Origin of the sequence: Arundinibacter roseus (assembly GCF_004348825.1) — a bacterium.
Taxonomy (GTDB): domain Bacteria; phylum Bacteroidota; class Bacteroidia; order Cytophagales; family Spirosomataceae; genus Arundinibacter; species Arundinibacter roseus.
Genome location: NZ_SMJU01000011.1, coordinates 61,969 through 76,368 on the forward strand (window position 1 = coordinate 61,969; position 14,400 = coordinate 76,368).

Genomic DNA, 14,400 nt, shown 5'->3' on the forward strand with positions numbered 1-14,400 from the left:
CCTTTGAATTTTGTTTATTAATAAAAAACTTTTGTCTTTTTATTAACACTTGTTGTTTTGTAAAAGTATTAATATTTTTTATTTTCTTCCAAAATATTGTTGAGAAATTGGATAGAACGCCATTAAATAAAATATTTTAATTTTTCAACTTGCTGATTATCAATATTTTATAATATCTAAAAGATTTACAAAATCAGCTTGCTTTCTTTGTTTTTTATAAATACTATTGCAGCTGGAAACTATTAATACCCAGCAGCCCATGAGATGTTCTCAATTTTTGGTGATCCTTTGGATGATTCTATCCCTTCCACAGATGAGTGAAGCACAATTTCCAGCCCAGGGAGCATCTGCCTTTTCACTTGCTGGAAGCATCGATATACATATTCATACAGCACCTGATGTATTTCAAAGAAGTCTCAATGATATTGAACTTGCCCAGCTTTGCATGGCAAGAAATATGCGGGCAGTCGTGATCAAGAATCACTACGAAAGTACCTCGGCAAGAGCCAGGCTAACCAATAGCATCCTGCAAAGCAATCTGGTTTTTGGCGGTGTAACATTGAATGAAAGTGTAGGCGGAATCAATCCAAAGGCCGTTGAAGCGATGTACCGAATTGCCCCAGATGTCGGTAAATTCGTCTGGTTTCCAACCCTGGATGCTGCTCAGCATGCAAGGGTTTTTGGCTTAAAAAACCGAGGGATTTCTATTTTGGATGGGGAAAAACTTACAAAACCGACCCTTGAAGTACTTCGCCTCATTGCTCAATACAATTTGGTGCTTGCTACTGGTCATTTAGCCCCTGCGGAGGTGATGCTGCTGGTCAAAGAGGCCAAGGCCCTAGGTGTTCGACACATGGTAGTTACACACGCGTTAGCTGATACGCCTGGTTTATCGCTCCCCCAAATGAAAGAGCTTGTTTCAAATGGAGTCTTCCTCGAATTTACCTACCTTAGTTTTATTTCAGGTCCGCAGGCACAACTGCCTTTTTTACAAAAATCAAGTCACGTTTCTATGGAAAAAATGGCCGCTGTGATTGAAGAAATTGGTGCAGAACATATAATTTTAAGCAGTGACCTTGGGCAAATGGGAAATGCCATTCCGCCGGATGGGCTCTCAATGATTGCTGAGCTGTTGCAGCAACAGGGAATCAGCGCAGCCGAGCTGGAACTCATGCTTAAAGATAATCCGGCGCGATTGCTTGGTTTAGAATAAAGGATCCTGATTGTTTTTTATTAATAACAATTTTTCTGTATATTCAAATCATGTATATTTACACCATATGAACCAATGAAGTCTTTTCCGATTAAGCAATATGACAAATTCTCCCTCATCGCTTGTAAAAAAAACTGTCAATAGCCTCCTGGACTTTTTGTCCAAAGAGGGCAACGTACCTATGATAATGCCCACGGAATTAACCTTAACCAATCTTCTGAACGTGAGTCGTTCAATTTTGGCACAAGCCTATTCTGATCTGGAAAACAAGGGGATAATTAGACAGGAAATGCGGTCAAGGTTGGTATTGAGATTGCCCCAGGCTGAGGATTACTACCTGAATATCGATAAGATTAATTCCAAAACACAGTTGGTAGAAAATTTTATATTGGAAAAGTTTTCCAAAAATGAATTACAGTCAGGAGATAAGTTATCCGAGTTACAGATTGCCAAAGAGTCAGGTGCCAATACAGTAACGGTTCGGGAGGTACTTCTAAAAATAAGTAATACAGGTATTATCCGAAAAGACCCCCGGAAAAAATGGGAAGTGATTGATCTTTCAGAAAAAAAAATGAATGAGATTACTGACTACCGCTCAATCATGGAGCTATTTGGTCTCAATTGCCTCTTTGATAACGGTCCATTGCCTGCGTCAGCACTCCAAAAATTTAAGAAGCTATTGAACCGACATCAGTCCGTCCTTGCCAAATCAACTATTGACCGCGACGAGGTAATTGAACTGGAAAATGATTTTCACAAAAGTTTCATTAAATACACCAACAATCAGGTTATTCAGGAAAGCTACGAGTCAATTTTTTTTGTCACCCGTTTCCACCTGCGCCAGCGAATTATGACGCAGGATCGTTTTCGATACTTGATTGAGGAGCATATTCGGGTATTATTGGCACTACTTGAAAATAATTATGAAGGGGCAGTGGCGGAATTAAAAAATCATTTTCGTGAGTCAAAAGCTTTTTTTCACAACGCCAGTTTATCCCAAATGGCTCCTGAAAAGTAAACATATACTGCATTTTCAAATGACTATACCACCTTACACCGGATGTAGTGGACAAGTTTTAGTGCGTGCGGGCCGCATTCAGGACCACCGGGCGAAAAATAAATCAACGTAAAGTAAATCTGGGAATTATCAGGTATTGTATAAAGGTGCCTTATACTGGTTGTACCCGGTACTGTTTGGTCAGCCTGGGCCAAATTATACTTATAAACAGTAACCTACCATTCAGCTTTATTTGGTAAATACTTTAATCAATAACACGCCAAATGCGTGAAATCACTAAGCTTACCCATTGTCTCAACAACTCAGTATCGTTCCTAATTTTTCTGAGCTGTAAGATTAGAAAAAATTGAAAATTAGTTACTATTCATTCCACTGTATGTTTCACAGAATTACCCACTTTATTCTTTCAACCATCACGCTTACTGCTACAATTGCCATAAATTTATTTAGCCTCCTACTCTATAAGGTTAGCTGTCAGCGGGGATCTTTTTTCCGGAAAGTTTTTGGTGTTTTTTGAAATACTATTCATAAAATCCATCCGGACGCTGTCTTTCTCAAATGTCAGTGTTAAACTATCGCCATGTATAGCCTCAACGAATTTCAGATCCAGTTGTAAGGTCGATTCATTTATCCAGGTGGCAGAAGCGGCAATTTTGGAGGGTATCGCAATCCGGGTCGCAACCGGGAAAATATACGGCATCGTTTGTGAATTTACGTACCATTTCTCCCAGCCGGCCGTAATTTTAATCTCCCCTTGGGTAGTAGCCATTTTTAGTACACAGGTATCTTTATTTAGCCCCACTTCCAGCTGTGTGACCCCGTATGCATTGGCGTTGACACGAAACGACTTACCTCCATGCCTTGCAGACTCTGGGGAAGTCACCGACGCTTTGGCAACCGGAATCTCCAATTTACTAATGTCATCTTTTAGAGCAGCCAGCTCCGAAGCGTTTGTGGCCAGTGGTTTAGTCTGGAATGCCGGCAGCAGCGTCTGGTACGCTACATCCATAGATTTCTGCAAATCCCAGCTTTCACTGGTCATCACCAGCACAGCATCCTGCTCGGGCATCACCATACAGAACTGCCCATAAGCCCCATCGCCCCGGTAAAAACCGGGCTTGCAGCGCCAGAACTGGTAGCCGTATCCCTGCGACCAGTCGTTATCACCGGCCTGTGAGGTGGTTTGTTTACTGGTTGCTTCTTCTATCCAGCTTGGGGAGAGCAGCTGTTTCCCCTGCCACTTTCCTTTCTTCAGGTAAAGCTGGCCAAGTTTTGCAATATCCTCGGTCTTTACCCGTAGTCCGTAGCCCGCCGTATTGAGCCCCTCTGGGGATTTTTCCCAGTCATAACCGGTGATATTCAGGGGGCCAAACAAGCGCGGCTGTAAGTATTGTTCCAGAGTTTGGCCGGTCACTTTATGAATTATAGCCCCAAGCATGTAGGTAGCGCCGGTATTGTATAGAAAATGGCTGCCTGGCAGATGTACCACCGGATGCGCCAAAAAACTCTTCACCCAGCTTTGTGGCTCCTGTGCCCGGAGCTGCGGCATGGTGTCGGATTCATGGCCGGTGTTCATGGTAAGCAGGTTTTTGATCTTCATGGCTTTCAGATGATCGCTGACACGGTCAGGCAGATCGTCGGGAAAGAATTGGATGACCGGATCATTCACCGAAATTTTCCCTTCCTGTACCAGAAAACCAATGGCCGTACTCGTAAAACTCTTGGAAAGAGAGTACAGCGTATGCATATAGTCCGCCTGAAAAGGCTTCCACCAACCTTCAGCTACTACGTTGCCGTGCCGCAGCAACATGAAACTATGCCATTCCAGCCCGGAAGCTTTCGTCGCCTTGAGAAAGTTCCTGACAGCTACTGAGGACACCCCCTGCGATTCGGGACTTTTGCGGGGCAGGCCTGCCGCAAAAAATCCAAAGGACTCCGAATTGGAAAGCAGGCTCATGCTTAGGGTACCCAGGCCCGTGGTAAAAAGAAAATTCCGGCGGCTTGTTTTCACGGTTTTAGAATAGTTTGGTAGAAGTGTCTTAAAGATTATTTCGGGAATGCCAACAAAAGTCTACCTGTCTATCTTTTTAATGCAAGGTAGATACAATTACCGTTGCTAAGTTTTTGAATTCTTCAATTGCTTCTGGGAATCTTCATCTCAATTCCTGCCGGCAGCGGATCACCAAATACGGGTGCGCCGTCGGCAGTGAACGTAAACGGCTGCATTCGGGGAGAGCGTTTTCCTCCGCAGCCCTGCCCGGCCTCAGCGTTGGCATGGTAGAGTATCCAGTGCTGCTTTCCATCCGGTGACTTGAAAAAACTATTGTGTCCAGCCGCGTAGGTCCCCGGTACCTGAGTCGCCTTGAAAACCGGCTCAGGGTGCTTGGTCCAGGCGGTGGGGTTCATCAAATCGGCGCCAGCATCGGCATACACCATGCCCAGTGAGTAGAAGTCAGTCCAGCAACCACTGGCCGAGAAAATAATATTGACCCGTCCGTTGGGACTTTCCAGGTACTGCGGCCCTTCATTCACGAGTACAACGGGTTTGTCGTCCGGGCCGGGGTGAGTCAACAGCCCGTGATGTTCCCAGCCAAATTTAGGGTCAGAAATCCGGATTCGTTCGCCCGTGCAGGTCCAGGGATTGCTCATTTTGCATAAATATATATCCTGACGACCGTTTTCTTCACCTTCCCAGCCCGACCACGTCAGGTACATTTGCCCGTTATGTTCAAACACCGAGCCATCAATGGCCCACTTGTCCTGCGGGGTATTCAGCTTGTCCTTGAAGATCCAGGTTCCCTGCGTAGGATCGGCAGAGGCATTTTCGAGCACATAGAGCCGGTGGTTGCGGTTTCTCCCATTGTCGGCGGCAAAGTAGATGTACCATTTCCCGCGCAGAAAATGCAGCTCCGGTGCCCATATTTCTTTGGAGTACGGGCCCGTAGCTGGTGGAGTCCATACGGTCACTTTTTCCGCTGAGGGAAGCTGTGAAAGATCTTTTACTTTCCAGATGTTCAGGTCCCGGCCCGTCGTATGCATGTAGTAGTAGTAACCGTCTTTATGGATAGACCAGGGATCGGCCCCGGCTGGCAATAAGGGATTTTTGAAGGTTTGGGCGTTGAGGGTTGTGGAAAGAAAGAGCAGACAAAAAACAAACTGTTTCATAAAGATCATACAAGCTGGTTAAGGTAGGGAAAGGTATACTCGGAGCAATTCTAATGCTTTACCAAGAGTAGGCAATCCTAAACCTCTACTTAACTTACCTTCCCAATCAATTGTCAAGCAAGGCCTTATACTATCGAGTGACATGAGCAAAGAAAAGATACACCACGAAGGCATAAGTCGCAGTATGTAAAAGCCAAAATGGACAAGTTTTTGGATTGGTACAACAATGACAACACAATTGACCCTGATTTGAAAGCAGCTGGATACGTTGGCAAAATAAAGAGTAATAACAGCCTGGAAAACTAAGTCCAGACATTACTAATACAGATCCCTGCCAGGCTGAAAAATATGTTGTTGTATCAGCTCACGCTGCTGGGCATGCATGCTCAAAGCTGGGTGAAATTCCAGGTGGCTTCGTTGCTAGCTTATTTATGGTTGAAATTATGTCCTTTAAAAAAGTTAGTTGGCTGTCTTGTGCGCCGGATTTTTTGCGGGCATTCCTGCGCCAATGTGTTGCCGCCACGTATTTAACTGACCAAGCATTTCCTTTGCTTTTTCCGGATTTTCGGCTACAAGGTTCCGGGTTTCACCGATGTCCGAACGAAGGTTATAAAGTTCCACCTGGCGGTCTTCCTCAAACCATTCGATGAGCTTCCAGTCGCCATCCCGCAGGGCCGAACCCGGAGAACCGCCCTGATTGCCGTAATGCGGGTAGTGCCAGAACACAGGCCTTGTTGCCATCGGCTTGCCTTTTAGTGCCGAAACAAAACTCTTCCCATCCATATGCTGCTCAGGTAGTTGTGCAAGGCCACACATATCCAGTATGGTTGGGTAAAAATCGGTACTGATCACTAGCTGATCACTTTTTTGCGCCGTTTTTGTTACCCCCGGCCAATAAACAATCATCGGCTCACGAATGCCTCCTTCGTAGAGCCAGCCTTTGCCAGCTCTCAGTGGCAAATTGGACGTTGGATGCCCTTCGGCAGTAGACAAGCCTCCGTTGTCAGACATAAAAACTATAATGGTATTTTGATCAATTTCTTGATCTTTTAACGCTTTCAAGACCTTTCCGACGGCTCTGTCCATGGATTCTACCATTGCTCCGTAGACCGGCAGGCATTGGTTAAGTCTCACTTTTTGCGTGCCTTCAACGCCCCACTGATCATTGAGCCCCAGTTTTGCTTTTTTTGCTTCGTATTTTTTTATCAGTTCTTCGGGTGCACCCAACGGAGTATGAACCGAGTAAAAAGAGAGATAGGCTAAGAATGGTTTGGAAGGATTGTTTTTTATAAATGCAATTGTTTCGTTGGCCAGACGATCGGTAAGATTCTCACCCACGGGGCCGTCGGGTAGTCGGGGATTATTATAGGGCGAAAAGTAATGATTACCCCGCGGTGATCCTGAAAAATACCCGCCTTTATTTATATCAAATCCCTGATTTTCAGGCCAAAACTTTTCGGTTTCGCCCAAATGCCATTTCCCCGCAAAAAAAGTAGCGTAGCCTTTTTCTTTCAAAGCTTCCGCCAGGGTGAATTCTTGCAGGGCCATATTTTCCTCGTAGGCAGCAGGTAGTAATGGCCGATCCCTGGTCCAGTGTTTTGCAACCGTGGAAGGTTGAGGTGCACCAAACCAATCGGTGGTTTTCATACGAGCCGGATATTTCCCCGTCAGTATGCTCGCCCGGGTTGGCGAGCACACGGGACAGGCGGCGTAGGCATTGGTAAAACTCATTCCCTTGGCAGCCAATGCGTCTATGGCAGGAGTTTCATAAAAAGTACTGCCAAAAGCCCCCACATCTTTCCAGCCCAGGTCATCAACCAAAATGAACAGCACATTTGGTCGCTGTTTTTTTCTGACTTCAAATTCATTGCCCATCCAGCTTACGCTACCCATTAAGACTGCAAGTGCGGCCACACCAGTGGCTAGAAAAACATAAGTTTTGATTGAGCTGATTTTCATGCCTGGACCAGAAATTAAATTGTAGGGTTTAGGAAAAATAAGTCATCGTCCAGGCATTTCAATAGCCTGTATTCTGAGTCAGGTTTGGATTCGCTTCCACCTCGGATTGGGGAATTGGATACAGCACATGAAAAGGCTCCGCATTTTTGCCACGCGCCACTGCACTACTAATGAATTTATCCATACGAATGAGGTCTTCGCGACGCTTTCCTTCGGTAAAAAACTCCCAGCCCCGCTCTTTCAAAAGGTGGTCACGCAGGCTTTCTTTGGAAGAAAAGTCGGCCAGCGAAAGAGGAGTCACTCCGGCCCGCGCTCGTACCTGATTGATCAGGTCCAGTGCCTGCTGCGTTGGTCCCTGCAGTTCATTCAGAGCTTCTGCCCGGCTCAGGAGAATATCGGCATACCGAATAACCGGAATATCATTTCCGTTATTTTGCGAAATGGCATTTGGGTCAGGAGTATACTTAAAACTGCGGACGTCGTCGAGTGGCTTGCCATTGGCGTCTTCCAATAGTTTAATTTTATTTCCGCGCGTATCGGTATATTCAGTAATAAACATCCGCAGTCGGCGGTCAGCAGGGTCGAAGGTTTTGTAAAAGGCCGTATACGTTCTGAATTGGGCGCCATAGTTTATCCAATTACTAAGTATGGGGTAGTTGGGCGGAAAAGCGTGGGGCATGTATACGTTACCAGGACCTTGTGCCAAGCAAGGATAGATGTAGATAAACTCGCTGTTATTTTCATTGGCAACCGCAAACAAATTTTCAATTTCCGGAAAGAGCGAATACTTTTTCAAATCTATTAGTTCCAGAGCCGTATCAGCACATTTTTGCCATTGCCTGGTGTTTAAATAAAACTTAGTCAGAACGGCCAATGCAGTGCCCTTATCGGCTTTCCCTCTTAAATCCTGACTCACAGGCAATGCCGCAGCGGCAGCCGTAAGCTCGGATGAAATAAAATTCACAAACTCATCATTGGTTGGTTTGGCAGGAAATAGGTCCTCGGTGCTAGTGGTCAGAACTAGCGGTACTGGTCCAAAATATCGGTATAAATGGGCCAGTGCTTCGGCCCTGATAAATTGGGCTTCGGCTTTGTATTGGGCAAGACGAGCGGGAGGAATTGAGGTAACATTATCGATGTTTTCCAGCAGCACATTTGCATTACGGACAGCCGTATATAGCGGCACCCAGATACTTCGAAAAAAAGGCGATGACGCATCCCACTGAAAATTAATAAACGGTAAAGCGTCTTTTTCAAACTGTCCTCCACTTGTCAGGGTCATATCAGTGGGGAACTCCGACAAAGTGAATTGATCTTCACGCATACCACCATTTATTTGCAGACGGCTATACGCACCAACCAACACCTTCTTTATGCCGTCTTCACTTTGTAGAAAATCCTGAGGAGCGTATTGCGTATAGACATCTTCGGCCAGAAAATCCTGACAGGCAGTTGGTAGCAGACAGCAGACAAAAAGGGCAAGAATTAGTGAGAATTTATGGATCGTTTTCATGATAAATTGGGTCATCAGTTTAATTAAAAGCCTACATTAACCCCAAACCGGATGGTTCGGTTGAGCGGATAACTGTTGTAGCTCGCGCGCTCAATGCCTGTGCCTGAGGCGTTGGCATCGGGGTCGAAGCCCAGGAAGTTGGTGATTGTTAGCAAATTGTCGGCCGCAACCGATACAGAAAAGGACCGTATTTTTTTACCCTGTAACGGAACTGCATACGAGAGAGCAACCGTTTTGAGTCGGGCAAAAGAAGCATCCGTAATCGTGAGTGAGTTGACCGCCAGAGCTCCTCCATACGAACTGGGGTTGATACCTGACGGATACTGCGCTCCCGGATTGTCGGGCGTCCAGCGGTTTAGATAATGTTCGGCCAACCGGTTACGCTCAAAATTGATCGGATACAGCGATTCGACTATGTTGTTATCTAGCGCACTCACGCCATCTACGGCCGTAATCAACACGTTTAGGTCAAAGCCCTTGTAGGCAAATGTATTGCTGAGGCCAAACATGAGTTTTGGAAACGGACTGCCCAAAATCACCCGGTCGTTGGGGTCAATTTTACCGTCGTTATTTTGATCGGTAAAAATCGGGTGGCCCGGCTTAGCGTTGGGCTGTGCGGACTGCGCAATTTGATCAGGAGTTTGAAAGATGCCTTCTACTTCATACCCAAAGAATGAACGCATCGGAAAGCCTTCCTTTACAATGGCATAATTGGAAGTAAACCCAACGCCGCCTGTCAAGATTTGGGGAATAAAATCAGGCAGCTCAACCACATTGTTTTTTAGAGTTGAGAAAGTAAAATTGGTATTCCACTTAAAAGCCCCTACCGTATTTCTGGTTTCGAGCATCAGGTCCAGTCCCTGATTGCGCACCTGGCCAAAATTGACCCGGATGTTCTGAAAGCCGGAGGTTGTCGGCAGCGGTTTGTTGAAAAGCTGATCGCGGGTATTTTTGATATAGTATTCCAACGACCCACTGATTCTTCCCTGCAGCACGCTGAAATCCACACCCAGGTCAAACTCCTCGGTTGTTTCCCAACGCAGATCAGGATTGGGAATACGCGCAGGCTCTACCCCCTGAACCAGACCGCCCCCCAAAATCGCTCTGCCGCCAGCGATGAAGGTTTGAAGTGTTTCAAAATTTCCAATCGCCTGATTTCCACTTTGACCAAAGCTTAGCCGTAGTTTTAATTCATTGAAAAAGGGAATTTGCCGGATAAATGGCTCTTCTGAAAGCCGCCATCCCAAAGCAAAAGACGGAAAAACGGCAAATTTGTTCTGATCCGAAAAGCGGGAAGTACCATCTGCCCGAACGGAGGCGGTAAGCAGATACTTATCTTTCAGCGTATAGTTGAGGCGGCCAAGGTAGGAGTTGAGTTTATTGGTGGAGCGGCCGCTGCTGACGTTGTCGCCCCGGTCGCCATCACCGCTTTGCAGCAGGTTGGTCAGAGAGGCATCCGAGAGAAAAGATATAGAATTGGCACCTACAATCCGGGTGTCGTATTCTTCCAGCGTGGCACCTCCCAACACCGATAGCTGATGAATCGACTTAAAGGTTTTGGTATAGGTTGTAAAAAATTCCGAAATCCAGTGCAGCTCCTCGCCTGCCGAAATATCTCCGCTTCCTCCCGAGGCCAGCCCCCGCTGCGTTTGAGTGCTGATGTAGCGGTCGCTGCGCTCGTTGGTGATGTCTCCACCGAGTCGAAGGGTTCCTGTCCAGCCTTTGAGGATCGTATAGTCTGCCGCAAGAGTTCCAAAGGTACGGTTATTTACGTTGCTTTGATCTACGCCATTAATCAAGGCCAGAGGGTTTTCCAGCGAAATGAGCGGATTAAACCGATACCTGCCTGATTCGTCTCTTTCAGCAGAAGTTGTGGGATCAAACTGCAAAGCCGTATTGATGGGCCCGGCGTTTTCGTTGCCACTATTGGTGGTCAGGATATTGGAAGTCAGGCTGCGATTGGTGTTCAGATTGAGGGTAACTTTGAACCGGTCGGAGGGTGTCACCTGATAATTTAGCCGGATATTATATTTTTTTAATCCCGAGCCCCGCACCACGCCGTCCTGATTCAGGTAGTTAATTCCCATGTAGTAATTGGAGTTATCGGATCCGCCCGACAACGAAAGCTGATGGTTCTGCGCCAGCGCTTTTCTGAAAATCTGATCCTGCCAGTCGGTACCAGGACCTATGGCATTGATCTGCTCCTGCGTAAACTTTGGAGCCAATCCCTGATCGGCGCGCAGGCTGTTCAGTACCTCTACGTACTGATCCGTACTAAGCATGTCCATTTTCCGAGCTACACTCTGAACTCCAACGTAGGCACTATAATTAACCTGCGGCGTTCCTTTTTTGCCTTTTTTGGTCGTGATTAATACAACACCATTGGCGGCTCGTGAACCATAAATCGCCGCGGCAGAAGCATCTTTCAAAATCTGAATCGACTCAATATCATCCGGACTCAAAGCGGTTGTAGATGCACCCGGCAAGCCGTCAATCACAATCAGTGCTTCATTGCTGCTATTGATAGAGCCCGCACCCCGAATCCGGATGGCGATGCCGCCGCCCGGTGCAGAGCTCGATTGACTGATCTGAACGCCTGATGCCCGTCCGTTGAGCAATTGCAGTGCGGAGTTGTTGACTCCCTGCGTAAAATCTTTTTCGCCCACCGAAACCACTGAGCCCGTTAAATCAGATTTTTTCTGACTGCCATAGCCCACTACTACCAATTCTTCCAAAGACTTTATGTCGGTTCGAAGCACCAGGTCAATTGTCGTTTGATTCGTAACTGAAACTTCCTGAGACAAATACCCCACAAATGAAAAAATGAGCGTAGGCTGCGTGTTCAGAATCTGTTCTGAAAGTGTCAGGCTGTACATGCCGCGCTCGTTTGTAACGGTTCCCGTTTGTGAGCCTTTTACCACAATACTTACGCCCGGAAGCGCTTCGCCGGTTTCGTCCGTCACTTTTCCGGTTATCGTTTGATCCACGGGCGCAGGCTGGCTCACCTGCGGATTTGCTATATTCTGGGAAGTGCTTTCAGGTTTTTTGTTGCTGAGCACAATCTGTGTGCCCACGAGTCGGTAGCTCAGCTGGAGCGGTTCGAGCAGAAGCGTCAGTACTTCCCGCAGGGGTTTGTCGGATACGTTCAGGGAAGTGCGCCGCTCGGCCTGAGTCGCCTTGGGGCTGTACATAAAATGGATGTTGGCCAGGGATTCAATTCTTGAAATAATCGTTTTGAGCGACTTGTCTTCCAGCCGCAGACTAATCCTTTTTTCAAGTAGTTCCTGTCCTGATGCGTCAGACGCATACGACAAGCTGACGAACACTGCTGCCAATACGAATTGTACAATGGATATTCTCATAATTCTAAGTAGCAGACTTTGTGCTTCTAAAGATTTTTCCATAGATTTGATTTGCTGCCCTGCAGCTGTTTTTGTGTAAAAATTTGATAGAATTTGGCAAAAACACTCTTCGATTCATCCGTCTCATACCCGGAGAATCACTTTAAATGGATGGGTAGTGTTGGTAGCACTACCCATTTTTCAAACAAAATAAAATCTTAAGGGCAGCCCCGCCCGTTGACGACAATCTGCCCGTCAATGAGTTCGTAGCTCGCCTGAATGGTTTCGCAAATCAGCGCTAACTTTATAAAAAGTGGTTCATTGGCCAGGGTAGCGGTTAGGTTACACTCTTTCATGAGTACTTCATCGTAGTAAATCCTGACCCCGTAGCTCATTTCCAAATCAGCAAATACCTGACTAATCGGGGTTTCGTTGTAGGCAAAATTGGCTGATGTCAAAGGTTTATGGAGTTGACGGGGGTTTTCTACAATGGTTTTGATGAGTTTGTCATCCGACTTCACGTATACTGCCTGCTGGTTGGGAGTCAGGATTATTTCTTCGGATAAAGCAGGATTTGGATTTGCCCTGCTTTTGTAAACCGTTACTTTCCCACTCGTTACCGATACGTACACGCTTTGATTTTCGGCCTTGGCCGTTACCCGAAAACTTGTTCCCAGCACTTTGGTCACCAGTTTTTCGGTATAAACCAAAAATGGTTTCTGCGGATTTTTGACAATATCAAACGAGGCATCCCCATCCAGAAAAACCTCCCGCCTGGTTTGCCCGAACTCTTCACTGATTCGCAGCCGGCTGTTGGGATCCAGCAATACCTTTGAACCATCGCTGAGCGTAAATTCCTGCACAACCGAACTTTGGTTGAATTTTTCAGGTAAGCCACTCGCATCCGAAACGCGTGCTGACGGGTTGGTCGCCGCTGCTTTTTCTAAGGGATACCAATTCATTGACCGACTGCCAAAGTAAAAAACACCCATAAGCACCGCTACGGAGGCTGCTACTTTAAACCAGGTATGCTGAAAAAATCCCGGGAAGGTTCCTTTTTTTGTGTCGAGCAGTATTGCTTCAATCGCCAATTGGATTTCAGAAGAATCCTCCGGTATAGCTTCCAGCTGGTAGGCAATCACCAGCGCCCGGGCTTCTTCTATTTTCTCATGTTGCTCAGGATGCGTGTCCTGCCAGGTTTTCCAAAAGGTGTCTTGTGGGGGCAGAGCATCGAGTGCCCATTGCCTGAAATAGAGATCCTGAATAAAATCTTCTACCTCATAATTTTCGTACTTTTTCATGGTTGGTAATTCAAAAGGGGCGGATGGAGTTACCCTAAAATAGCTGCTTAAAACTAGTTGTAAAGTCAAGAACATATGGAGAAACCAAAAACAGCAGCAAGAACCAGTTTTTGCGTAGCAGTTTTAGCGCTTCGTAGATTAAATTGACCACCGAATGGTAGTTAATTTCCATGATCGCCGAAATTTCATCGTATTCCATTTCCTGATAAAACCGTAGATAAATTACTTCCCGTTGCCGTTTGCTTAGTTTTTCAAGATTGAGTTTCAGCTTTTTTAAATATTCGTGCTGAACCTCGTTGTTTATCAGATAGGATTCGATTGTAAACTGCACTTCCATCGTATAATCTTCGGTTACTTCATTTGCTTCCCTAAACCATTTAAGGCGCCTTGTTTCCCGAAACAGCTTGCGACGAAAAGAGAGTAATAGGTACGATTTCAGATTTTCAATATCACTCAATTTTTCTTTCTTGTTCCAAAATTCCAGAAACAGATCATGCAGGCAATCCTTGACAAACTCCCGATCCGGCGAAAGCCGCACCCCGTAGTTCAGCAACATCGGATAGTAGAGATGCAAAAGTTGAGCAAAGGCATCGCTATTGCCAGCCCGAAACGACTGCCACAGGGTTTGCCCGGCCGCATCCTGCAAAATGGCAGAGGTCTTAACGGGAGATTGAACGATGGATTTACTCTTCGGCATGAACAGATTTTAATAATTCTCCATTATAAAACATCACTAAAATAAGATTACACACCTAAGAGGCAGAGTCTTGGGAATTGTCCTGAAAAAAAACTATTTATTTCAAAGTTTTTCCGGGCCAGGAAAAATCCATAGCGCATTTGTTTCTGTATGAATCATTTTTTGTAGCCTTTCTATACATTTAGTATAATTC

At 46.0% G+C, this 14,400-nt stretch carries 9 protein-coding genes; 2 read left to right on the forward strand and 7 right to left on the reverse strand.

Going from position 1 to position 14,400, the window contains the following annotated elements:
* The first annotated feature begins 226 nt into the window (after positions 1-226).
* Both EZE20_RS17470 and EZE20_RS17475 read left to right on the forward strand, forming a co-directional pair.
* Positions 227-1,213, forward strand: coding sequence for a DUF6282 family protein (locus EZE20_RS17470; protein WP_165933506.1), 987 nt, complete (start codon positions 227-229; stop codon positions 1,211-1,213).
* A gap of 100 nt (positions 1,214-1,313) precedes the next feature.
* Positions 1,314-2,231, forward strand: a complete 918-nt coding sequence (locus EZE20_RS17475; RefSeq protein ID WP_132120038.1) for a GntR family transcriptional regulator — start codon at positions 1,314-1,316, stop codon at positions 2,229-2,231.
* Between the two features lie 454 nt (positions 2,232-2,685).
* Here the strand turns inward: EZE20_RS17475 and EZE20_RS17480 are convergent, their stop codons facing one another.
* From EZE20_RS17480 to EZE20_RS17510, 7 genes are all read right to left on the reverse strand, one after another.
* Positions 2,686-4,242: a serine hydrolase domain-containing protein gene (locus EZE20_RS17480; protein ID WP_132120040.1), complete on the reverse strand. Its 1,557-nt coding sequence runs from the start codon at positions 4,240-4,242 to the stop codon at positions 2,686-2,688.
* 122 nt (positions 4,243-4,364) lie between these two features.
* The gene (locus EZE20_RS17485; RefSeq protein WP_132120042.1) at positions 4,365-5,396 is read right to left on the reverse strand and encodes a glycoside hydrolase family 43 protein; all 1,032 of its coding nucleotides are present in this window, start codon (positions 5,394-5,396) and stop codon (positions 4,365-4,367) included.
* Between the two features lie 459 nt (positions 5,397-5,855).
* The gene (locus EZE20_RS17490) at positions 5,856-7,355 is read right to left on the reverse strand and encodes a sulfatase (RefSeq protein WP_132120044.1); all 1,500 of its coding nucleotides are present in this window, start codon (positions 7,353-7,355) and stop codon (positions 5,856-5,858) included.
* A gap of 58 nt (positions 7,356-7,413) precedes the next feature.
* Positions 7,414-8,868 carry a RagB/SusD family nutrient uptake outer membrane protein gene (locus EZE20_RS17495; RefSeq protein ID WP_132120046.1) on the reverse strand — a complete coding sequence of 485 codons (1,455 nt, stop codon included), beginning with the start codon at positions 8,866-8,868 and terminating at the stop codon, positions 7,414-7,416.
* A 23-nt stretch (positions 8,869-8,891) separates the two neighbouring features.
* Positions 8,892-12,272 (reverse strand): SusC/RagA family TonB-linked outer membrane protein, encoded by a 3,381-nt coding sequence (locus EZE20_RS17500; protein WP_132120048.1) that lies wholly within the window; start codon positions 12,270-12,272, stop codon positions 8,892-8,894.
* Between the two features lie 155 nt (positions 12,273-12,427).
* Positions 12,428-13,510: a FecR family protein gene (locus tag EZE20_RS17505; RefSeq protein ID WP_165933507.1), complete on the reverse strand. Its 1,083-nt coding sequence runs from the start codon at positions 13,508-13,510 to the stop codon at positions 12,428-12,430.
* A 34-nt stretch (positions 13,511-13,544) separates the two neighbouring features.
* Complete coding sequence (locus EZE20_RS17510; RefSeq protein WP_132120052.1) at positions 13,545-14,207, reverse strand: RNA polymerase sigma factor; 663 nt, start codon at positions 14,205-14,207, stop codon at positions 13,545-13,547.
* Positions 14,208-14,400: the final 193 nt, after the last annotated feature.

Excerpts from the sequence above, each read along its gene's own strand:
- EZE20_RS17475 (WP_132120038.1), top strand. The coding sequence starts at position 1,314 with ATGACAAATTCTCCCTCATCGCTTGTAAAAAAAACTGTCAATAGCCTC.
- EZE20_RS17485 (WP_132120042.1), bottom strand. The coding sequence starts at position 5,396 with ATGAAACAGTTTGTTTTTTGTCTGCTCTTTCTTTCCACAACCCTCAAC.
- EZE20_RS17490 (WP_132120044.1), bottom strand. The coding sequence starts at position 7,355 with ATGAAAATCAGCTCAATCAAAACTTATGTTTTTCTAGCCACTGGTGTG.
- EZE20_RS17495 (WP_132120046.1), bottom strand. The coding sequence starts at position 8,868 with ATGAAAACGATCCATAAATTCTCACTAATTCTTGCCCTTTTTGTCTGC.
- EZE20_RS17500 (WP_132120048.1), bottom strand. The coding sequence starts at position 12,272 with ATGGAAAAATCTTTAGAAGCACAAAGTCTGCTACTTAGAATTATGAGA.
- EZE20_RS17505 (WP_165933507.1), bottom strand. The coding sequence starts at position 13,510 with ATGAAAAAGTACGAAAATTATGAGGTAGAAGATTTTATTCAGGATCTC.
- EZE20_RS17510 (WP_132120052.1), bottom strand. The coding sequence starts at position 14,207 with ATGCCGAAGAGTAAATCCATCGTTCAATCTCCCGTTAAGACCTCTGCC.